The sequence below is a fragment of the Thalassospira lucentensis MCCC 1A00383 = DSM 14000 genome (assembly GCF_000421265.1).
GTDB lineage: Bacteria > Pseudomonadota > Alphaproteobacteria > Rhodospirillales > Thalassospiraceae > Thalassospira > Thalassospira lucentensis.
Genome location: NZ_ATWN01000013.1, coordinates 33,528 through 54,114 on the forward strand (window position 1 = coordinate 33,528; position 20,587 = coordinate 54,114).

The window sequence follows — 20,587 nt, forward strand, 5'->3', positions numbered from 1 at the left end:
GCCAAAACACTTTTCCCCGGCGAGGAGCCACAGCTTTGCTGCGTGCTCACAAGACGTGCAAAAGCGTTTCAATCTGTTCTGAAAGAAAGGACGTCACAAAGGCGGGTTTGTGACGTGTTTTGGTGTAAGCAGGTCGATGCGCGACTGTTTGAATGAGGAGTCTAGCTCATCCATTTGGCAATCAGCCTGTGCTGGACAGCGGCCTGTGACGCCACCCGGTAATAGGACAGCAATTCGCGCATCGGCGATGACATGCGGTCAAAGCCGGAAATAAAGGCGACAATGATACCCACCGATGTTTCCCCCTGAATAACCAGATAGCCGCCGCCCACCAGCACACAGATCGGGGCCAGCGCATTGAGGAAATTGATCAGGGCCTTCATCCCGAATTTCAGTAAAAACAGCTTCATGCGGTTATCAAACAGGCGCAAAACGCCGTCATTGATTTCTTCGACCGTCTGGGTGTTTTTCTTACCCGGTGCCAGTTGCGATAACTCATCGCTGACATCGCGCATTTTGGTCACACGTTCTTCAATCAGCGCATTGATCCGTTTTTGAATAACCGGGACAAGCGCGACCTGCGGGATCAGGGCGATCACCCCGATCAGGCCGACAATCGGCTCGACGCTGAGCATATAGCCAAGCCCGAAGATCAGCATGCCGCTGTTGACAATCGGTTGGGACAGCCCGTCGCCCACAAACCCGCCCAGCTTTTCAATCTCGCCGCCAATGATCGATACCGCGCGCCCGTTGTTGTTGGCGTTTTTATCGTCGGGGTCATGGTGACCAGTTTGGTCTTCGGCATAAAGGCGGGTCAAATGGCGGCGGTTATGTGCGATCGCACTTTCACTCAGCCACCCTTCATACATGCGCAGCCCAAGCTTGATCACGCCTTGCAAGATAATGATCGCCCCATAAATCGATGCCAACGTCACAAGCAGGTCGAGGTTTTGTTTGCTGATCGCGTCATCGACAAGTCGGCGCTGGAGCTCGAGCGGGGCGATCCCCAAAATGGCAACAAGAACCGCAAGGCTGCACACCGCAACCTGATGCCATCCACTCATGCGCCAGATATAACGCCAAAGTGATGAGGCAGGCGTATCGTCGCCAGTTGGTTCTGTGGTGCGGGGCTTGATTTTAAACATCAAATTTCTGGTCACTTAACGTTAACGGGGGGCTCATGTCGCGACGTATCACACATTATTCTTTGCATGAGTGATAGCATTGATTGCGCAACAGAATAAGACAGTGAGCACGCAGCACATTGCGTTTGTGGCTGTCGGGGGTGGTTTCCATCCGTTTTCACGTGGCCTAGACTTTAGTCCACAGAAAACAGGCATATCACAATGACGTTAGGGAAATCAGGTGGTTGCGGTATATTTTACCACAAAGCAAAACTACCAGAAATAATTGGCATTCCAGTACCGAATAATGCTATTTCATTCTTAAGGTTAAGCGGATGACGGGCCTGTGCGCCATTGGGCCGCCCACAGCAAGGATCACGCAGAATGCAAGATATTATCACCAAACTCGAAGCAAAACGCGCCGAGGCCGCCATGGGTGGTGGGCAGCGCCGGATCGATAATCAGCATGCCAAAGGCAAGCTCACCGCGCGTGAGCGGATTGATGTGCTGCTTGATCCCGGCTCGTTCGAGGAATGGGACATGTTTGTCGAACATGATTGCGTGGATTTCGGCATGACCGAAAACCGCATTCCCGGTGATGGTGTCGTCACCGGCCACGGCACGATCAATGGCCGCTTGGTATTTGTCTTTTCACAGGATTTCACCGTGTTTGGCGGTGCGCTTTCCGGTGCACATGCGCGTAAAATCGGCAAGATCATGGATCAGGCCATGAAGGTCGGCGCACCCGTGATCGGGATCAATGATTCCGGCGGGGCGCGTATTCAGGAAGGTGTCGAAAGCTTAGCGGGCTATGCTGATGTGTTTCAACGCAATGTCGAGGCATCCGGCGTTATCCCGCAAATCTCCCTGATCATGGGGCCGTGTGCGGGTGGGGCTGTCTATAGCCCGGCGATGACCGACTTTATTTTCATGGTCAAGGACAGTTCATACATGTTCGTGACGGGCCCAGATGTGGTCAAAACCGTTACCCACGAAGAAGTCACCCATGAACAGCTTGGCGGCGCATCCACCCACACAAGCGTGTCGGGCGTGGCCGATCTGGCGTTTGACAATGATGTGGATTTGCTTTTGCAAACCCGGCGTTTCATGGACTTCCTGCCGCTGTGCAACAAGGAAGATCCGCCTGCGCGCCTGTGCGAAGACCCGGTCAAACGCGATGATTTCTCGCTCGATACGCTGGTGCCTGAAAACCCCAACATGCCCTATGACATGAAGGAACTGATCACCAAGGTCGTCGACGAAGGCGATTTCTTTGAAATTCAGCCCGATTACGCCAAAAACATCATCGTCGGCATGGCGCGCATGGATGGTCGTACGGTCGGTGTGGTCGCCAATCAGCCAATGGTGCTGGCGGGTTGCCTTGATATCGACAGTTCGAAAAAGGCCGCGCGTTTTGTGCGGTTCTGCGATGCCTATAACATCCCGATTGTCACATTCGTTGACGTTCCGGGCTTCATGCCGGGCACCGCACAGGAATATGGCGGCATCATCAAACATGGCGCCAAACTGCTTTATGCCTATGCCGAGGCCACCGTGCCCAAGGTCACCGTGATCACGCGCAAGGCATACGGCGGGGCCTATGACGTGATGGCGTCCAAGCACCTGCGCGGCGATGTCAACTATGCCTGGCCGACCGCTGAAATCGCCGTCATGGGGCCAAAGGGCGCGGTGGAAATTATCTTCCGGGCGGATATGAACGATCCGGCCAAGATCGAAGCCCGCACCGAAGAATACCGCGAAAAATTCGCCAACCCGTTTGTTGCGGGCCGCAAAGGGTTCATTGATGATGTCATCATGCCGCACGGCACGCGCCGCCGCGTCTGTCGGTCACTTGCGATGCTGCGCAACAAGGACATCAAGAACCCGGAAAAGAAACACGGCAACATTCCGCTGTAAGCGTCATATTGGGAGATAAAATAGTGTTTAAGAAAATCCTGATTGCCAACCGCGGTGAAATTGCCTGCCGTGTGATCAAATCAGCCCGCAAAATGGGCATTAAAACCGTCGCGGTTTATTCCGATGCGGATAAAAATGCCCTGCATGTTCAGATGGCCGACGAGGCGGTTAATATCGGACCGGCCCCGTCCAACCAGTCCTATCTGATCATTGAAAAGATCATCGACGCCTGCAAATCGACGGGGGCCGAGGCCGTTCATCCGGGCTATGGCTTCCTGTCGGAGAATCAGGCCTTCGCCAAGGCATTGGACGCGGCCAAAATCGCCTTCATCGGCCCGCCGAATGGCGCGATTGCCGCCATGGGCGATAAAATCACATCGAAAAAGATTGCCGCCGATGCCGGTGTTTCGACCGTGCCCGGATACATGGGGGTCATCAAGGACACTGACGAGGCAGTCAAGATCGCCAATGATGTCGGCTATCCGGTGATGCTAAAGGCGTCTGCTGGCGGTGGTGGCAAAGGCATGCGTATTGCGCGCAATGACGCCGAATGCCGCGAAGGGTTCGAACGCGCAACGTCTGAGGCCGCCAGTTCCTTTGGCGATGATCGGGTGTTTGTCGAGAAGTTCGTCGAAGAACCCCGCCACATTGAAATTCAGGTGCTGGCCGACAAACACGGGCATGCGATTTATCTGGGCGAACGCGAATGCTCCATTCAGCGCCGCCATCAAAAGGTCGTCGAAGAAGCCCCGTCACCCTTTATTGATCCCGCCACCCGTAAGGCCATGGGTGAACAGGCCGTGGCACTGGCACGCGCGGTCGATTATTGCTCGGCCGGGACGGTGGAATTCATTGTTGATAAGGACAAGAATTTCTACTTTCTGGAAATGAACACCCGGCTTCAGGTCGAACATCCGGTGACCGAACTTGTCACGGGGCAGGACCTTGTCGAGTGGATGATCAAAATCGCCGACGGGCAGGAACTGACCTTAAAACAGGATGACGTGACGCTTACCGGCTGGGCGATGGAAACCCGCATTTATGCCGAGGATCCCTTCCGTGAATTCCTGCCGTCGACCGGGCGTTTGGTACGCTATCAACCGCCGGCCGAAAGTGCGTCGGTACGTGTTGATACCGGCGTGTTTGAGGGCGGCGAAATTTCGATGTTTTACGACCCGATGGTCGCAAAGCTGGTGACATATGGCGAAACCCGCGATGACGCCATTGGTGAAATGCGCGCCGCCCTTGATGCCTATTACATTCGCGGCATTTCGCACAATATCCCGTTCCTGGCCGCCGTTATGGCCAATAAGCGGTTTCAGGACGGCAACATCACCACCAACTTCATTGCCGAAGAATACCCCAATGGCTTCTCGGCCGATGATTTGCCAAATGATGATCCCGCCATCCTGATTGTGGTTGCGGGCTACATCAATCAACGGATTGCCGAACGCAACGCCGGGATCACCGGACAGGTCAGCGACCATCCGCTTGAAATTGCCGAAAGCTGGGTCGCAGTATCGGGCGATGACCACACCGCATTTGATATCGAATTTGATGGTGTTAACGGCGATTACATCGTCGCGATTGGCGATCGCAGCTATGGCGTTGTGTCCGACTGGAAAATCGGCGATGCGATGTTTGTCGGTGAAATCGATGGCACCCCGGTCTGTGTGCAGATTGATCTTGAAGGCGTTGGCTATCGCCTGTCGGCCAATGGCATTCAGCGCAGTTTCAAGGTCATGCTGCCCCGCGTGGCGGAACTTCAAAAACTGATGCCGTTCAAGGCCCCGCCAGACATGTCAAACTTCCTGCAATCACCCATGCCGGGCCTTTTGGTCAAGGTATCGGTCGAAGAAGGTCAGACAGTCCAGCCGGGCACAGAGCTTTGCATCCTCGAAGCCATGAAAATGGAAAATGTGCTGAAGGCCGAAAGCAAAGGTGTGGTCAAAAAAATCCACGCCGAGCAGGGCGCAAACCTGTCAGTTGATGCGATTATTATTGAGTTTGAAAAAAACGAATAGGACCGTGTTTTGTTGAGTTGAGAGGGGTTAGCGCCTCTCAATACTCAGAATGAAACTTACGTCCGACTCAGAAATATGACCGTCTTGGTTTAGCATGCATTGCAACTCAAGCTGTTGTTGGCGGCAATATTCGAATACTTGATCAAAATCATCAAAGTTCAGATTTCCACAAGACAGTTCCATAGTGGTTTCTAGAATGTTGTCTATGTAAGCGTGAGTGTTTTCGACAAGTTGATCAATGTTTGTGATTCGCTGCCCAGAGTGCACAATAATATTGCGTGTTCGATAGGTGCGTCTGATTTGCCACTCTACTCGTCTTATGTGACTCTCTATTGCTCTGAGGGCATTTTTTTTCGATGATAGAATGTTTCGTAATTGTTGTGTTCTAAATTCTAGAAGAGGGTATCCAGAGATGGATGTTTGAAGTTCCGCTCTTCGAGCGTCATGTTTGCTCAAAGCCAATGTGTTGAAGCACGAGTGAACGATGTCTAATCCATCATTCTTGGCATATTTTTTAAGTATTGAGGATTTATATCGATTAATATCCTTGGCATGGTTGGAGACTAACTTCTTTAGATACTTGATGAACAGGATTGAACCAACCCCTTCGGAGATCGATGCAATTTTGGCTTTCTGGTCATTTCCGGGGCACACCGTTTCGAGAGCAATCCAAAGGTTTAGCAATTGGTTTTGTGGATTGTCTGTTAGTAGAGAAATGCCATGGAGGGAAACAATTCCCCGGAACGTCTTAATTGCGCTTTTTCTGCCGATAAGAGAAAAGCTACTGAGTAACCTATCAAATTCTTTGGCCGCTCGAGATGGAAGCATATCTCTCCCTCGAAAAATAACATTGGTCTCTTTATTGGCTATGTATACATTTTCATCTTCATCAATTATAACGGCTTTCTCTTGATTCCATCTGATTTTATTCTTGTGATGAAAAACTGAGTAAAGGTCTGATATCGCGCGAAGTATACCTTCGGATATTTCTTTCGCTTTGAATATGTCAAAAGCGTTAATGTCAGTCATCTTTATTATTTTATCTTTTCTTGTGATTTTTAATATCTTCTTTGCTGTCTCGTCATTTTTGAGAACGTCGGGAAGGTCATCTATAATTTCAGCGTCAAATAGCGAAAGCTGAGATGGAATGTGATCTGCTATGTTGTTTACGTTTATAAAGCATGTGTACCGATAACGTTTTCCGTTAAATAAAGATAAATATCTTTTTATACTGGATATTCCATCAATGTTCTCAGTATTGAAGAAGTCGGAAGTTGCGTTATATACGTGTTGCTTGCTATATCCGGAGCCAATTACACTTGTTACGAAAAGAGATGTGTATCTATCTATTTTTGTAAGGTCACCGTCTGTGATGGATGATATAATTAGATCGCAGCATTTTTCTTTGTATAAGTCATTTCTGACAGACTTATGAAATATTTGTGATTTAACTTTTATGTTTTCGATTTTTTTATTTTTTTCGTTCTCAGGGAAAATTCTATCGAACCTAATTGGTAGTAGTTCCCTTGCGATCTCATCATTTTCAACAAATAGTCTTGTCTCATCTATAATGTGATCAATGTTTTTTTCGTTGATCGTCCCGTTTTCAGTGTCATCAATTGCATTAATTAGCTCTTGGGCGAGGAATGGAGGGTTCATCATCCGTGGTTTGTAACTATCTAGGGTGTAGTCAAATAAAAGCTCGTCTAGACGTTGATAGAAGAATGTTATTTCTTTTTTTAGTTCATCTGATTTCCATTTTTGTATTTCTTGGTGCTTCATCGTTATTTGATCTCTTCTATGAGAATGAGGAATTTAGACGTGTAAATAAGTATGGTCGCATATAGTGCGGGATTTTGCAATTTTAAGAGGTGGGTGGTGAGTTTTGTGTTCAGAAAAAGATTTGGTCATGGTTCTCTTTCCGACCCGTTTCACGCATATTAAATACAGAAAACGGGGCTTTACCCACGATTGGCCGTACCATATGGTCGCAAATCGAGGCTGAACCCCTATATATGCTTGCCATCCAATAACAAGAAACGAGGCGTCCCTATGTATAAACTGATTGCTTTTGACGGCGATGATACCCTGTGGCACAACGAGCCGCTTTTTCGTCAAGCCCATATCGAACTGCGTGAGATGCTTGGTCATTACGTGCCCGCCGATCAGGTTGATGATCGCCTGTATCAGGCCGAACTGGCCAATCTTTCGATCTATGGCTATGGCGTGACCGGGTTTACCCTGTCGATGATTGAAACCGCGATTGAGCTTTCAGATCGCAAGATCAGCGCCGAAGACATTCACAGGCTGGCCGAAATCGGCAAATCGATGCTGCGTGCGCCCACCCGGATTATTGACGGGGCCGAGACCGTGCTGAAACACTATGCCAGCAAACCCGATTACAAGGTGGTTCTGATCACCAAGGGCGATCTGATCGCCCAGCAGCTTAAGATCGACCGGTCCGGGTTTGAAGACCTGTTTGACGGGATTGAGATCGTTTCGGAAAAAGACCCGTTGACCTATCGCAACATTTTTGGCCGTTATGGTGTCGAGCCACAAGAATCTGTGATGATCGGCAACTCGATGAAATCCGATATCCTGCCGGTCCTTGCGTCGGGCGGGGCTGCGATCCACATCCCTTATGAAATCACATGGGTGCATGAAATGGTCGATCAGACCGAAATCGACAACGACCAGTTTGTCACGGTCGAAACCATTGCCGATGTTCCTGATGTGATCGCCAAACTTGAACAGCACAGCAAAGCCGGGAGTATGGAGAATGTCTGATTGCGCAGGCTCGGAAATGTCAACAGAAGCCTCCCTTGCCAATGGTCCGGCGGCCGACCTTGATCCGCAGACCAAGCTTGAACTCGAAGCGGCCGCCTTTCGCGGGCTTGTGACGCATCTTCAGGACCGCAAGGATGTTCAAAACATTGATCTGATGAACTTGGCCGGTTTTTGCCGTAACTGTTTGGCAAAATGGTATTTGGCGGCGGCGCGCGAAAAGGGTGTTTCCATGGATTATGATGGTGCACGCGAAGTCGTCTATGGCATGACCTATGACGCATGGAAAGACAGCCATCAGGCCCCGGCATCCGATGCACAGAAACAGACGTTTCAGGATACCGCCCATCTGCACGCCAAAATTCCCGGTGCAAAATAAGGCCGCCAAATAACGCCGCCAAATAAGCAAGTAGGGAGACGACGTTCCCATGACCGACACACGCCCCGATCCTGCAACCGGTTCTGGCAATATCGCCGTTCATGCCCGGATTGAAGGCCGCGTACAGGGCGTTTGGTATCGTGCCTGGACGGTGGAACAGGCCGTAAAGCGCGACTTGACCGGTTGGGTGCGCAATCGCACCGATGGCACGGTGGAAGCCGTATTCTGTGGCTCGGTTGAGGCAGTGCGGTCAATGGTTGCCGCCTGCCATGACGGCCCCACCCATGCGCGGGTTGATCGTATTCACGAGGAACCGGCACTTGAAGACGGGTTTACGTCGTTTGAAAAGCGTTCAACCGCATGAAACCCGCATGAGAACTGCCGCGTGGCGGTTTTATCAAAGTGTCATAGATGCCTTTTTCCCAGTGATTTTGGAAAAAGGCTTTTTCTTTGCCGCACTGCAATGGCATGCTGCTGAGATCCTGTCTGTATGGTCAGCTTCCAATGGGCGGGAAATCAACAGGGAGACTAAAATGACATTTATTGCAAAATCCTTCGGTGTTGCCGCCATCATGGCGACCAGTGCGTTTTGCGCATTTGGCGCAAGTGCGCAGGAACCGGCCCAGAATGATGGCCTGAACGGCACGCTTTGGCTTCAGACATCGGTTGAATATAAAACCACGGCAATGTCTGTTTACGCTGGGGCGACCCGTCTTCTGCCGGCCGCGATTGGCGATCACAGCTGGACCGCCGCCCTTGAGCAGGACGGCAATTTCATGGCCAAAAAACCGGCTGTGATTTTGGATGTTGATGAAACGGTTCTTGATAATTCGGCGTATCAGGCATGGGTGGTCACCGAAGGCACTCATTACAGCTCCAAAACCTGGGCGGCATTCGTCCATGACATGGTATCCACCCCGACACCGGGTGCGCTTGAATTCACCAAGGCGGCGGCAGCCAAGGGCGTTGAAGTGTTTTACGTGTCCAACCGTAAAGCCCCGGAAGAAGCCTCGACGATTGATAACCTGAAAAAATACGGCTTCCCGTTCGCTGATGAAAAGCACGTCATGCTGCGCGGTGAAATCGAAACATGGGGCTCGGCCAAAGAACCTCGTCGTAAGGCAGTTGCCGACGATTACCGTGTGATCATGATGTTTGGTGATAACTTTGGTGATTTCACCGATGACATTGATGGCACGCTTGATGAGCGCCTTGATGTCATGGCCAAATATGGGGATTACTGGGGCGAACGCTGGTTCATGCTGCCAAACCCAAGCTACGGTTCATGGGAATCGGCTGCCTTTGGTGGCGATTGGGGCAAGTCGGGCGATGAGCGTCGTCAGGACAAGCTTAACAGCATGGCCCCATGGGCGGGCCCGGCTGAATAAGCCAGCGGCTTAGAACTTATGATATCTGGGGCGTCCGATGGTCCGGGCGCCCTTTTTGTTTGCCGATATGCGGGGTTCATTTTTGGGTAGCAAGGGTGATAGGGTTTTATCGCCTTACGCGAACCGCGCTTTATGCTGGATGCCATGAAAAGCTCACCTGTCCCCGATTATCGTGACCGTATTCCGCTTGCCGTGGGAACGATCATTTTTACGGTTTTCGCTCTGTCATTGGGCGATGCGCTGATCAAGCAATCAAGCAGCACCTTTGTGATCTGGCAGATTTTTGTCATCCGCTCGGCCATCGCAATCCCGTTTCTTGTGGGCTATCTGGTGATCCGGTCGCCTGCATCCTTGCGCCTTGGGGATGCGGTGGGCTGGACCATCTTGCGCAGTCTTTTGCTGGTCGTGATGTGGATCAGTTATTACCTTTCGCTGCCGCATCTGACCCTGTCTGTCGCTGCTGCGACCTATTACACGCTGCCGATCTTTATCACCCTGTTTACCGCCGCCATCACCCAAAGCACAATCAGCAAAAAGGGCTGGCTTGCTGTCATTTTGGGGTTTGCCGGGGTGATTTTGATCTTGCGGCCGGATGCCGGGAGTTTTAACGGCTATGCCTTGCTGCCGTTACTGTCGGCCATGCTCTATGCCGTTGCGATGATCCTGACCCGGACCAAATGCCGGGCGGAACATCCGATCAAGCTTTCCCTTGCGCTAAACTGTGCCTTTGTGGCGGTCGGCGGTGTGGCCGCCGCCCTGATCAGCATACTTTCTGATGAGGTGCGAGATGGCTTTCTGCTTGCCCCGTGGAGTGCGATGACGTTTTCGGACTTTGGCATAATGGCGATGCTGGCGGCCTCGATCCTGATTGGCAGCATCGGGGCGGCGATTGCCTATCAAAACGGGCCATCGCCAATGATCGGCACCTTTGATTTTGCCTATGTCGGGTTTTCATTCATTTGGGGCGTTTTGTTCTTTGCCGAAACGCCCGATGCGCTGTCACTCGCCGGCATCATGATGATTATCGTTGCGGGCATAATCTCACTCAGGTCCTGACCCGAGACAATTACGGTAACCTGTCGGGCTTTGGTGTTTTGCTATTTAAGAACCCAGCGAAAGGCACGTTTGAGTTCAGAAACCGCATTTGTGTCATACCACCGTCCGTGGGCCAAAATGACACGTGTCGGGTTCCAATCGATCATGGTTTGAACGCATTTTCGCAGGTTGTCTTTATGCCCGATAAAGGTCGCCCGCATGTCGCGTGGAGCCGAGCCATGCGGATCCATGGTGCCAAACAGTCGAATGAAAAACCGCCAGATCGGGCTTTTGATTTTATCGGGTTCAAAATTCTCGATCAGATCGGTCAGGATCAGGGTCTCGGATGCGGTATGGAAAAACACCGCTTCGTTGAGATATCCACCACGGACAAGAATCTGTTTGGTGTCATCTTGCCATTCGGGTTCTGGCGTATCGGCAAGTTCACCGTCAAATTGCACGTCAAGCCCGACGGATTTTGCGCGTTTGGCCACACCGGGGGCACAGAATGCCTTGGCATTTGGATATGCCTTTTGCCAATCGGGGACCCCGGCATAATGAATGGTGTTTGGCGCAATCAGAAAACGGACATCGCCAAGCGCGTCAATTTCTGCCCTTAACTGATCGCTCAGCCGAATGGGGGAGTGAATAAACAGTTTGTTGTTTGCCAGCCGCACGACCGTCATCCGGGTCGAAAACGGAAGTTTCATGCCCAGATACTGAAACCCGATCACCGGACCATCGACGATCCAGATATTGTCGCCAACGGGTTTAAGCGTATCAAGCGGGGCATAGGTCTCAACAGAAAACATTGGGTTCTTTTCCTCCGCTAACTGGTATTTTCTTTACACGACCTTTCCGGGGTTCAGCCGGTTGTCGGGATCAATTGCGGCCTTAACCGCACGCAGCAATTTCAGCTTTTCCGCACTGGCATAATGAGCCAGTTCATCGCGCTTAAGCTGCCCGATGCCGTGTTCGGCACTGATCGATCCGCCAAGATCAGAAACAATGTCATGAATGACGCGGTTTAGGCTTTCCCAGTGCGCGAGATAGTCGGCCTTCTCCATATCCACCGGCTGGGTGAAATTGAAATGAATGTTGCCATCCCCGACGTGCCCAAACGGGCAGGGACGAATGCCCGGTATCAGGTCGCGCGCCGCCGCCATACCACGTGTCAGAAGATCGGGCACCGCGGACACTGGTACGGACACATCATGCTTGATGCTGCCGCCTTCAAATCCTTGCGCCTCGGGAATGCCTTCGCGGATCGCCCACAGGTTTTTGCGTTGCGCATCGGACTGCGCAAGGGTCGCATCACGCGCAAGCCCGCCTTCCATGGCATCGCCCAAAAGGTCGGTCAGCAAGGATTGCAGATCATCCTTGGGCCGTGATGACGTCAGTTCGATCAAAACATGCCAGTCGGTCGGGCTGGCAAGCGGGCGTGTCAGATTGGGCAAATGCGTCACCGACATGTCATGGGCAAAACCGCACATCAGTTCAAACGCAGCAACCGCATCGCCGGTCGTGCGCCGTGCGAGTGCCAGCAAATCAAGTGCGGCTTCGGGCGATGCCACCGCAACCCACGCAGTGGCAATATGTTTGGGGCGGGGAAACAGTTTTAAGGTCGCCTTGGTGATGATACCCAGCGTGCCCTCGGCCCCGATAAACAGATCGCGCAGGTCATAGCCGCTATTGTCCTTGCGCAGCTTTGATAACCCGTTCCAGATGCTGCCATCGGGCAAAACAACCTCAAGCCCCAGCACCAGATCACGCGCATTACCATAGCGAATAACATTAAGCCCACCGGCATTGGTCGCAAGATTTCCGCCAATCTGGCAACTGCCCTCGGCGCCTAAGCTCAGCGGGAATAAAAGATCATGTTCCTCGGCCGCATCCTGAATGGATTTCAAGATTGCACCGGCCTCCACGGTTGCGGTGAAATCACGGGCATCCAGCTCGACAATCCTGTTCATCCGTTTCAGGTTCAAAAGAACCTGATCCTGACCGGCAACCGCCCCGCCACAGCGCCCGGTATTGCCGCCTTGCGGAACGACGGCGATGGCGTGCGCGGCACAGATGGCAACCGCCTTGGCGACTTCATCGGTGGTTGCGGGAAACAGGATGATATCGGCATGGCCTTCGAATTTGCCGCGTGCCTCATGGTTGTGCGTTTCAAGAACATCACGTTCCATGCTCCAGCCTTTCGGGCCAAGCAGGTCTTTGAGTTCAAGGATCGCGGCATCGCGCGGGCGGGTCATTGTGGCATCGCTCCGCTTATGGCGATGGGTGCGGTGCGCGCGGCGCACTGGCACGTTTCATGCGGTCATTGATCGCAAGTCCAAGCCCGGTATCGGGGATCGGCGCAATGGCAATCCCGTCAAAGCGCTTCTGATCGGCTTCATGCAGGCGGGCAAACAGGTTTGCCGCCGCTTCAACGTCATCCCCGGATTTGGAAAGCCATAAGACCGCATCAAACCCCTTGGTCACGCAATCGCCAAACCCCAGCAGGATTTCATGACCATATTTGGCTTTGTCGGGTGCCGTGGCCTCAAGTCGTACCGGCAATCCCGGCGCATAATGGCTGGTCAGCATGCCGGGGCTTTTGGGCGCACTGTCATCGGTCTCGGCCATGATGACCTCGGTGCCAAGAACCTGGGCAACCTGTTCCTTGGTAATCCCGCCGGGACGGAGCATCACCACCCGATCCGTGGTCAGATCAATCACCGTGCTTTCAAGCCCGACACCACACGGCCCGCCATCCAAAATCATCCCAATCGCATTGCCCAGCGAATGGGCAACATGCCCGGCCGTGGTCGGGCTGATGCGCCCGGACTGATTGGCCGAGGGGGCCGCCACGGGGCGGCCAACCGCACGGAGCAACTCACGCGCCATCGGATGGGCCGGAACGCGCACCGCAATGCTGGGCAGGCCCGCCGTGGTCAGTTCGCACACCGTGCTGTCGGAACGTTTTGGTAAAACCAGTGTTAGCGCACCGGGCCAGAATGCAGCGGCCAGCTTGTCGGCCCGTGCATCAAATGTTGCATGGGCGGCGGCGGCATCGCGGTCGGGAAAATGGCTGATCAGGGGGTTAAAGCTTGGGCGTTGCTTGGCGGCGTAAATCCCGGCAACCGCATCGGCATTGGTGGCATCCGCCCCCAGCCCATAAACCGTCTCGGTCGGAAAGGCGACCAATTCACCCGCACGCAACTTTCCCGCCGCTTGGCTCAGCGCACCTTCGGAATAGGGACGAATGGTCAGGGCCGGAGACATGTATCAATCCGTCTAGAGAATAAGTTGTTGAGATACCTAGCGATGATACTGAGGGAAAACAAGCTGGTTTCAAAGTCAATTACAAAATCTGTGTTGTTTTATAAAAGACGTTGTCCATTTATCAGGCTAGCGTTCAGTATATCTGATGCCATTTACGGTCTGTGAGATGTCGTACGCTCGAATATTTTTAAAGGCATTCGCACTGAGCGCTGGTTTAACCTTACCAGTGGCTCTGATTGATATGCTTGTGATGTTCGTGAAGTAGCAATTGTGTGATCTGTGTGATGGCTTTTAGCCAGTGCTTAAAATATCAAGCGCACAAGCTGCCTGACAAGTTCAGCGAGACCAGCCGAAACAATTGCCATGCAATGATCAAGAATTTTAGTCGTTGAATTTTTCTGTTTGGAAGGCATCCGCGAATCTCCAAAAACTCTCCTCGCGAAGAAAGTATTTGGAAATCGTTAATATCCTCTGAACCGAACGGAATATTTCCCAAGAGTTCTCATAAACAGCGCAGCGCCGCCATACAGAATGGCGGCGCCAATTTACGCTCTAGCCCGACTTCGCCCCGCGGTGGTGAAGATGGACCGCGTCGCCGTGATTCCGGCGGCTATTTACGTCACCTACACGTTGTGTGGCGATAAGACATGTGTAATTCAGATGCGTGAAAAAGTCAAGGAAACTGCGGATTTCAGCCGATTTATTTTTGGCTGAATTACTTGCGGCCTGTGCCTTGTGCAGCGCACACAGCACAAGCCGCTGATCATGCTTTGAAATTCGTTTTCGGCCCGCTGTTGCGAAGGATTAATCCTGATATTTTACCGGCACAGATGGGCTGCGCGCGATGAAGAACGGATTACGAAAATCGGCCTTGCCGTAAACAAAACGCGACCCATCCATATTTTCAATCACACCACCCGCGGCCTTTAAAACTGCGTGGCCGGCCCCGATGTCCCATTCCATGGTCGGGCCAAGGCGCGGATACAGGTCCGCTTCACCGGCTGCCACCAAACAGAGTTTCAGCGAACTTCCCGCCGGGCGCAGTTCCTTGACCGGAAGATCACCGAGAAACGCCTTCATCGCCTCTGGATCGCCGTGCGAGCGTGATCCGACGACAACAACCCCGTCTTCGGGCATGTCGCGCACCGTGATGTCGGTGATGGTCGGGGTGACGTCGCCGTCGATCAGCTTGGCCCCACGCGGATCGCCGTAATAAAGCTTTTCAATCGCCGGGGCATAGACAACGCCCAGAACCGGCTGACCCTTGGCGATCAGCGCGATATTGACCGTGAACTCACCATTGCGTTTGATAAATTCCTTGGTCCCATCCAGCGGATCGACCAGCCAGAAAAAATCCGTCTCGCCGTCAACATCGGGCACATCGCCCTTGGCAGCACTTTCCTCAGACACGATTTTAACGTCCGGGGTCAGGGCGCGCAGACCAGGCAAAATGACCGCCTCGGCGGCGTCATCTGCCTCGGTCACCGGCGATGCATCTTCCTTGGAGCGCACATCGAAATCGGTTTTATAGATTTCCATCATCGCCGCACCGGCTTTGCGGGCAATTTCGATCAAACCGTTTTCAAGGGCATCGGCATCGGCGGGCAGGGCAATGGTCATTGCAATCTCATGTGTTGGCGTGAAATTTGTATCGCAAAGGGCATAGGGAATTTTACTGCCAAGGTCCAGACCCTAAACGATGGACAACTGGGGTTTGCTTTATTTCCCGGCGATTGCGGCCTTGAATGCGGTGATCAAATCATGGTGAAGCTGATCATGGCCCGGCACAATGGGACCAGCATCTGGGGTTGGGGAAATACCGGCCACAATGTCGTTTTTCGCCAAATCAGGCAGCAGGCTTTCCATCAATTCCACCAGCGTAATCGCGGTTGGGACATAGCCGGTTTTGGCCGCATCTTCCCAGTGTGCGGCATCATCACGCGATGGGAAAAATGGACAGAATTTCTGCCCGTCATCGCCGGGACACAGAAGCCAGCCATTGCGATAAAGCCCCCAAACCCCTTCGAAGGTGGCAACGGCACTCAGAAAATCGGCATAGCGGTTGTTTGGGTCTGTTGTTGCGGTGATGTTTGTAACGGTCGCGATGGTCTTGACCCTTTAATCGGAAGTTTTCCAGAAATCGTGCGTCTCGATATCCTTACCCGAAATGCCGCGCGTGATAAACCGCTGGGCGCGCATGGTGGTAGACCAATGATCCATCGACAGGCCTGCCTTACGTTTTAAATGCGCCAGAAAATCGGCCGGTTCGGGCAATTGCTCCCACACTTGCGGCAGGAACAAGCCCCGGTTGTTGCCGTCCGACAGGATAATGCCATCCTCAAACGGGGTCAGCTTGGCAATCAGATCGGCCTCATCCTCAAACGGGAAATCACGTGCGGGGGATAAAACCGAAATCGAGATTTCCAGATCATCGGTCAAATCCGCTTCCTGCAATGGTGAAAATCTGGGGTCGGCAAACCCGGCCTTGAACGCATTTTCGCAAAGGTCCGTCGCCAAATCGCGATGCGCCATCACCGATCCGATACAGCCACGAAGCTGCCCGGATTTCTTCAAGGTCACAAAACACGCACCGGGCTCCAAAAGGGCCGGGGACACAGATGATGTATCGGCGTTAAGCGGCCCGCCATGACGGATGCCGTGCCAGACCGATTGCCGTGCTAGATCAATCATCTCTGGCCCGTGTCGGGCCAAAAGCTGTTCGGTCGTACCGGTAAATCCGTCCGATGGTTCGGCGCGCGTATCGCGCTCACGCATCTTTTCCGATCCGGTGTAAACCGCCCATGCGCCGTAGCCGACAACGCGCGATTTATCCCCGGTCACATCGCCGGAATTGCGCATGCCAAGCGTCTTGATCCGCATGCCGCGCTTGCGTGCAGACATCAACATCCCCGCAACCGGCAACGCCCCGCAGGCATCATTGCTATCAATGCCCTCGGCATCAAACCGCTCAATCATGTCGCGCGTGCGGTTGTCCATGTGGCGTGCGGTCTCATAATCATGGAAATGTGACAGGTCCGATGAAATCACAATCAAGGTTTCCGGCCCGCCCCAAAGTGCTTCAATCAACTCATGCACGTGGCGCGCGCCACAGCGACTGACCAGCAATGGCACAATCCCGATGTCGCTGTTTTCGCCAAACAGCCGCTGGATAAACGGCAACTCAATCTCAAGCCCGTGTTCTTGGCGGTGCGCATCATCCAAAATCTGAACCTGCGGCCACGAAAGGGCGGTCTGAAGCCCCGCCAAATCACACTTAACCGTGCCAAGCGGTGTGGCAAACCCATCGGCCTTGGCAAGGGCCACCCCCTGAAACGCCATGCGGTGCGCCGGACCGACAATCACAATGCGTTTGATCTGGCCCTTAAGCGCGCGCACCGTGGCAAAGCCAAGGGCGGCAAGGCTGCCTGAAAACATCAACCCCGCATGGGGCACAATGATCGCCTTGGGGATCGCGTCACCTTGGCCGTGTTCCGACTTAAAGGCGGCATCCAATAGCCCATCAATCTCGCTTCGCAAAAGATCGGCATCGGCCGGATAAAACGTCCCTGCAACGGCAGGCGGGCGGATGATGGTCGTCATAGCCTCTTCCTGACGTAGTTGATGGTTTTCTTGACTAGAGTCTCTGGCGGTTTCTTCTTGGGCGGACTGAGATTAGTCCAAACGTACAATGGACCATGATATTCGACTTTTTTGACTTTGAATTTATTGCCGCATTTCGTGCACGCACATCGATAATCCGCTGTCCAGTTCTTCGCATCTTCGACCTTATCTGAGATGATAATTAACCCTTCCTCTGCCTCCTTGTTTGGGTTGAAAAACGGGTTGCTCGGGTAAAGCTCACACTGACAGCCGGCGGAATCCTTAACAAATTTCAATTTCAGAAGTGCAAAACTCAAAGGGGAATTGTTGGTGATTAAGTCCGTGCCGCTATCCTTGTCGATGTTTTTGGTTGCTTTCTTTATCGCCTGAATATGATCTGCAATTGATCGGAGCTCTTCCTCGTCGCGCAAATTCTTGACATCAAAAGATGCTTCCCAAACCTTTTGAGGATCGCCGGATAGAAGATTTTCCAAAATACTCAATGTGCTACCCTGAATTTTCGCGAGTTTTGTTACTGGAACGTGTCGAGCGACCTGTCTGAAAAACCAAGACCTTTTGAAAAAGATAGCGATTGAGACTAGGTTTTCAAAGAGGAAGCTTTGCAAAGCGAAAGTCCCGCGCCATGAATATGACCACCCCGCAGGTCGATACCGTCCCCGGACGATACTGGCATCATCTCGATGATGGCCGCATCCAGTGCGATGTCTGCCCGCGTTTTTGCAAGCTCAAAGACGGGCAGCGGGGCTTGTGCTTTGTCCGAGCGCGCCAAGACGATCAGATGGTTCTGACTACATGGGGTCGGTCATCTGGCTTTTGCATTGATCCGATTGAAAAGAAACCGCTCAACCACTTTTTGCCCGGCACCCCGATCCTGTCGTTTGGCACGGCGGGCTGTAACCTGACCTGCAAGTTCTGCCAAAATCACGAGATTTCCAAGGCGCGTCAGATGGATAAGCTGGGATCGCTGGCCACACCGGAAATGATCGCCCAAACCGCCAAGGACCACGGCTGTTCGGCGGTGGCCTTCACCTATAACGACCCCGTGATCTTCCTTGAATATGCCGTCGATGTTGCCCAAGCCTGCCGCGAAGCGGGCATTCGCACCGTGGCCGTCACGGCGGGTTATATCGGCGATAAGGCGCGTGAAGAATTCTTTCGCCATATGGACGCGGCGAATGTCGATCTTAAGGGCTTTACCGAGGATTTCTATCACAAGCTTTGCTCGGCCCACCTGAGTGATGTGCTCGAAACGCTAAAATACCTGAAACAGGAAACCGGGGTGTGGTTTGAACTGACCAATCTGGTGATCCCAGGTGAAAATGACGGCGACGGCGAATTTGACGCCATGACCAATTGGGTCCGCGAAAACCTTGGCCCCGATGTGCCGATGCATTTCACCGCCTTTCACCCCGACTGGAAAATGATGGACCATCCGCGCACTCCGGCCCAAACCCTGATCCGGGCGCGCGACATCGCGATCAAAAACGGCATCCGCTATCCTTACGTCGGCAATGTCCATGACAAGTCGGCATCAAGCACCTATTGCCATGGCTGTGGCGATCTTCTGATTGGCCGCGACTGGTATCAATTGTCGGACTGGAATCTTGATCCGAACGGCGCATGTAAAAGCTGCGGCACCCACTGCGGGGGCGTGTTTGCGCCCAAACCGGGCACATGGGGGCCAAAACGATTGCCCGTAAGGCTTAAATCGCCGGCGCAATGACGTTTTTTCTGGTGCATTGTTGCACATACCCGAGGATTGGCTGTTTGAACACGGCTGCGATGACATATCGCTGATCACGAATGGTTAAAGCAAAAACGATGTCTCCTATAGAGCGCACCCGTACTCAGAAAACCGTAAAGGAAAGTACTTTTTATGATTTTGTCTTCCTGATCGGTCCCGGTGGCGTCGGCAAGACAACGACTGGAAAACACCTATCGGATCGTATCGGTTATGATTTCGTCGATCTTGATGAGTATTTCTGTTCGGAAGTTGCAAATATCCGTAATTTTATTTCCGACTTTGGGTATCGCGAATATGTAATTATGAATTCGCGTTGCTTTAACGACGTCATTAATAAGTGTCGCTCCAATACGGTGATTTCACTTTCTTCTGGGTTTTTGATTTTTGAGGAGGCCGATGAGGTTGTTGAGGCGAACCGAGAATATATTCGGCGTTTAGGTGTTGCAGTATTGCTCGTTCCTTCTCTGGACCACCAAAAGGCGGCAGACATAGTCGCGAAGCGCCAAGTTGGCCGTGGATTTGGGTTAAATGAGGCAGAAGAACGCAAGAAATTCCTTGAACGGATAAAAATTTACGAAGGATTTTCGAAGCATACCGCGCTATCAGGCGGTTGCCCGGCGGATACCGTTGATCAGATTGCTCAAATGCTGGATTTCAACATCCGCCAGAACAAGGGGCCACAACGGCTTCCGGTACGGCTTAAATCGCCCGCGCAATGACGTTTTTTCTGGTGCATTGCGCCTGCTTGGCTAAAGTGCCGCCGGTTAAGGGCGTATTGGGATAAAATACATGGCCGGACTGAAAATTCGCAAAGCACGGACCGGCGATGTCGGGGCAATTTTCGCCATCCGAAGCCGCGTGCGCGAAAACCACCTGTCGCTCAGCCAACTTGCCGAACGCGGCATCACCAAATCGGCCTTTGGTAAATGGTTGACGGACGGCTACGGCATCTGGATTGCCGATCTGGATGGTTCGGCGGCGGGCTTTGCCATCGCCATCCCGGCTGAGTCGACGTTATGGGCCCTGTTCGTCGATCCCGATTTTGAAGGGCGCGGTGTTGGTGCGGCATTGTTGCGCATGGCCGAGGATTGGCTGTTTGAACAGGGATGCGATGACATATCGCTGACCACCGGGGCCGATCCCAAAAACCGCGCGCATGGCTTTTACGAAATGCACGGCTTAATCAGCGCCCATTGCTCGTCGGAAAGCCAGAATTGACCCTTCATGTTACGGAACTCCATATGTTGCGCTCCAGATCATTGAATCTAATAAATGTTAATGAGTTTTGACCCTAGGGCCAA

General features: G+C 52.7%; 20 protein-coding genes. 11 read left to right on the plus strand and 9 right to left on the minus strand.

All coding sequences use genetic code 11. The features are described 5' to 3' along the window. Positions 1–161 precede the first annotated feature (161 nt). Positions 162–1,145 carry an ABC transporter ATP-binding protein gene (locus K355_RS0121260; protein WP_022734191.1) on the minus strand — a complete coding sequence of 328 codons (984 nt, stop codon included), beginning with the start codon at positions 1,143–1,145 and terminating at the stop codon, positions 162–164. Between the two features lie 363 nt (positions 1,146–1,508). Here K355_RS0121260 and K355_RS0121265 point away from each other — a divergent pair, with 363 nt between their 5' ends. Both K355_RS0121265 and accC read left to right on the plus strand, forming a co-directional pair. Beyond that, positions 1,509–3,041, plus strand: a complete 1,533-nt coding sequence (locus tag K355_RS0121265; protein ID WP_022734192.1) for an acyl-CoA carboxylase subunit beta — start codon at positions 1,509–1,511, stop codon at positions 3,039–3,041. 23 nt (positions 3,042–3,064) lie between these two features. After that, positions 3,065–5,065 (plus strand): acetyl-CoA carboxylase biotin carboxylase subunit, encoded by a 2,001-nt coding sequence (accC, locus tag K355_RS0121270; protein WP_022734193.1) that lies wholly within the window; start codon positions 3,065–3,067, stop codon positions 5,063–5,065. Positions 5,066–5,092: 27 nt separating this feature from the next. Here the strand turns inward: accC and K355_RS0121275 are convergent, their stop codons facing one another. Then, positions 5,093–6,847, minus strand: coding sequence for a hypothetical protein (locus K355_RS0121275; RefSeq protein ID WP_022734194.1), 1,755 nt, complete (start codon positions 6,845–6,847; stop codon positions 5,093–5,095). Between the two features lie 270 nt (positions 6,848–7,117). Between K355_RS0121275 and K355_RS0121280 the strand changes: the two genes are divergently transcribed. From K355_RS0121280 to K355_RS0121300, 5 genes are all read left to right on the plus strand, one after another. Further along, on the plus strand, positions 7,118–7,852 hold the full coding sequence (locus K355_RS0121280; RefSeq protein WP_022734195.1) for an HAD family hydrolase: 735 nt from the start codon (positions 7,118–7,120) through the stop codon (positions 7,850–7,852). Then, a complete protein-coding gene (locus tag K355_RS24660; RefSeq protein WP_022734196.1) occupies positions 7,845–8,228 on the plus strand; it encodes a DUF1244 domain-containing protein in 384 nt (127 codons plus the stop codon). The genes K355_RS0121280 and K355_RS24660 overlap by 8 nt, the downstream gene beginning before the upstream one ends. A 49-nt stretch (positions 8,229–8,277) precedes the next feature. After that, positions 8,278–8,592 carry an acylphosphatase gene (locus tag K355_RS0121290; RefSeq protein WP_022734197.1) on the plus strand — a complete coding sequence of 105 codons (315 nt, stop codon included), beginning with the start codon at positions 8,278–8,280 and terminating at the stop codon, positions 8,590–8,592. A 169-nt stretch (positions 8,593–8,761) separates the two neighbouring features. After that, positions 8,762–9,616, plus strand: coding sequence for a 5'-nucleotidase, lipoprotein e(P4) family (locus K355_RS0121295; RefSeq protein ID WP_028791841.1), 855 nt, complete (start codon positions 8,762–8,764; stop codon positions 9,614–9,616). A 144-nt stretch (positions 9,617–9,760) separates the two neighbouring features. Then, positions 9,761–10,672 (plus strand): DMT family transporter, encoded by a 912-nt coding sequence (locus K355_RS0121300; protein ID WP_028791842.1) that lies wholly within the window; start codon positions 9,761–9,763, stop codon positions 10,670–10,672. A gap of 41 nt (positions 10,673–10,713) precedes the next feature. On the opposite strand, the gene K355_RS0121305 is transcribed toward K355_RS0121300, so the two are convergent. From K355_RS0121305 to K355_RS0121315, 3 genes are read right to left on the minus strand one after another with little or no spacing between them, the layout of a single operon-like run. Next, positions 10,714–11,463 (minus strand): DUF4336 domain-containing protein, encoded by a 750-nt coding sequence (locus K355_RS0121305; protein WP_022734200.1) that lies wholly within the window; start codon positions 11,461–11,463, stop codon positions 10,714–10,716. Positions 11,464–11,496: 33 nt separating this feature from the next. Beyond that, the gene (locus tag K355_RS0121310; RefSeq protein ID WP_022734201.1) at positions 11,497–12,909 is read right to left on the minus strand and encodes an FAD-binding oxidoreductase; all 1,413 of its coding nucleotides are present in this window, start codon (positions 12,907–12,909) and stop codon (positions 11,497–11,499) included. Positions 12,910–12,925: 16 nt separating this feature from the next. After that, positions 12,926–13,921 (minus strand): L-threonylcarbamoyladenylate synthase, encoded by a 996-nt coding sequence (locus K355_RS0121315; protein WP_022734202.1) that lies wholly within the window; start codon positions 13,919–13,921, stop codon positions 12,926–12,928. A gap of 582 nt (positions 13,922–14,503) precedes the next feature. Here K355_RS0121315 and K355_RS26195 point away from each other — a divergent pair. Continuing rightward, the gene (locus tag K355_RS26195) at positions 14,504–14,635 is read left to right on the plus strand and encodes a hypothetical protein (protein ID WP_258548891.1); all 132 of its coding nucleotides are present in this window, start codon (positions 14,504–14,506) and stop codon (positions 14,633–14,635) included. Between the two features lie 90 nt (positions 14,636–14,725). Here K355_RS26195 and cysQ read toward each other — a convergent pair whose 3' ends face one another. The 4 genes from cysQ to K355_RS25240 form a co-directional block, all read right to left on the minus strand. After that, positions 14,726–15,541 carry a 3'(2'),5'-bisphosphate nucleotidase CysQ gene (gene cysQ, locus K355_RS0121325; RefSeq protein WP_022734204.1) on the minus strand — a complete coding sequence of 272 codons (816 nt, stop codon included), beginning with the start codon at positions 15,539–15,541 and terminating at the stop codon, positions 14,726–14,728. Positions 15,542–15,640: 99 nt separating this feature from the next. Further along, entirely contained in the window at positions 15,641–16,027 is a 387-nt protein-coding gene (locus tag K355_RS25460) for a DUF2750 domain-containing protein (protein ID WP_081649584.1), read from the minus strand. Between the two features lie 12 nt (positions 16,028–16,039). After that, positions 16,040–17,521: an AmmeMemoRadiSam system protein B gene (gene amrB, locus K355_RS0121335; RefSeq protein ID WP_022734206.1), complete on the minus strand. Its 1,482-nt coding sequence runs from the start codon at positions 17,519–17,521 to the stop codon at positions 16,040–16,042. Next, complete coding sequence (locus K355_RS25240) at positions 17,518–18,024, minus strand: hypothetical protein (protein WP_147250406.1); 507 nt, start codon at positions 18,022–18,024, stop codon at positions 17,518–17,520. The genes amrB and K355_RS25240 overlap by 4 nt, the downstream gene beginning before the upstream one ends. A gap of 140 nt (positions 18,025–18,164) precedes the next feature. Between K355_RS25240 and amrS the strand changes: the two genes are divergently transcribed. The 3 genes from amrS to K355_RS24675 all read left to right on the plus strand — a co-directional run bounded on the left by amrS (position 18,165) and on the right by K355_RS24675 (position 20,504). Beyond that, the gene (gene amrS / locus K355_RS0121345; RefSeq protein WP_022734208.1) at positions 18,165–19,265 is read left to right on the plus strand and encodes an AmmeMemoRadiSam system radical SAM enzyme; all 1,101 of its coding nucleotides are present in this window, start codon (positions 18,165–18,167) and stop codon (positions 19,263–19,265) included. 80 nt (positions 19,266–19,345) lie between these two features. Then, positions 19,346–20,005, plus strand: coding sequence for a shikimate kinase (locus tag K355_RS24670; RefSeq protein WP_081649585.1), 660 nt, complete (start codon positions 19,346–19,348; stop codon positions 20,003–20,005). A 70-nt stretch (positions 20,006–20,075) separates the two neighbouring features. Next, positions 20,076–20,504, plus strand: a complete 429-nt coding sequence (locus K355_RS24675; RefSeq protein WP_022734210.1) for a GNAT family N-acetyltransferase — start codon at positions 20,076–20,078, stop codon at positions 20,502–20,504. The last annotated feature ends 83 nt before the right edge of the window (positions 20,505–20,587 follow it).

Coding starts and splice junctions, on each gene's coding strand:
- K355_RS0121310 (WP_022734201.1), bottom strand. CDS start 12,909: ATGACCCGCCCGCGCGATGCCGCGATCCTTGAACTCAAAGACCTGCTT.
- K355_RS0121260 (WP_022734191.1), bottom strand. CDS start 1,145: ATGTTTAAAATCAAGCCCCGCACCACAGAACCAACTGGCGACGATACG.
- K355_RS0121265 (WP_022734192.1), top strand. CDS start 1,509: ATGCAAGATATTATCACCAAACTCGAAGCAAAACGCGCCGAGGCCGCC.
- K355_RS0121290 (WP_022734197.1), top strand. CDS start 8,278: ATGACCGACACACGCCCCGATCCTGCAACCGGTTCTGGCAATATCGCC.
- K355_RS0121295 (WP_028791841.1), top strand. CDS start 8,762: ATGACATTTATTGCAAAATCCTTCGGTGTTGCCGCCATCATGGCGACC.
- K355_RS0121305 (WP_022734200.1), bottom strand. CDS start 11,463: ATGTTTTCTGTTGAGACCTATGCCCCGCTTGATACGCTTAAACCCGTT.
- K355_RS0121300 (WP_028791842.1), top strand. CDS start 9,761: ATGAAAAGCTCACCTGTCCCCGATTATCGTGACCGTATTCCGCTTGCC.
- cysQ (WP_022734204.1), bottom strand. CDS start 15,541: ATGACCATTGCCCTGCCCGCCGATGCCGATGCCCTTGAAAACGGTTTG.
- K355_RS0121315 (WP_022734202.1), bottom strand. CDS start 13,921: ATGTCTCCGGCCCTGACCATTCGTCCCTATTCCGAAGGTGCGCTGAGC.
- K355_RS24670 (WP_081649585.1), top strand. CDS start 19,346: ATGGTTAAAGCAAAAACGATGTCTCCTATAGAGCGCACCCGTACTCAG.
- amrS (WP_022734208.1), top strand. CDS start 18,165: ATGAATATGACCACCCCGCAGGTCGATACCGTCCCCGGACGATACTGG.
- amrB (WP_022734206.1), bottom strand. CDS start 17,521: ATGACGACCATCATCCGCCCGCCTGCCGTTGCAGGGACGTTTTATCCG.
- K355_RS24675 (WP_022734210.1), top strand. CDS start 20,076: ATGGCCGGACTGAAAATTCGCAAAGCACGGACCGGCGATGTCGGGGCA.
- K355_RS0121275 (WP_022734194.1), bottom strand. CDS start 6,847: ATGAAGCACCAAGAAATACAAAAATGGAAATCAGATGAACTAAAAAAA.
- K355_RS24660 (WP_022734196.1), top strand. CDS start 7,845: ATGTCTGATTGCGCAGGCTCGGAAATGTCAACAGAAGCCTCCCTTGCC.
- K355_RS0121280 (WP_022734195.1), top strand. CDS start 7,118: ATGTATAAACTGATTGCTTTTGACGGCGATGATACCCTGTGGCACAAC.
- K355_RS26195 (WP_258548891.1), top strand. CDS start 14,504: ATGGACCGCGTCGCCGTGATTCCGGCGGCTATTTACGTCACCTACACG.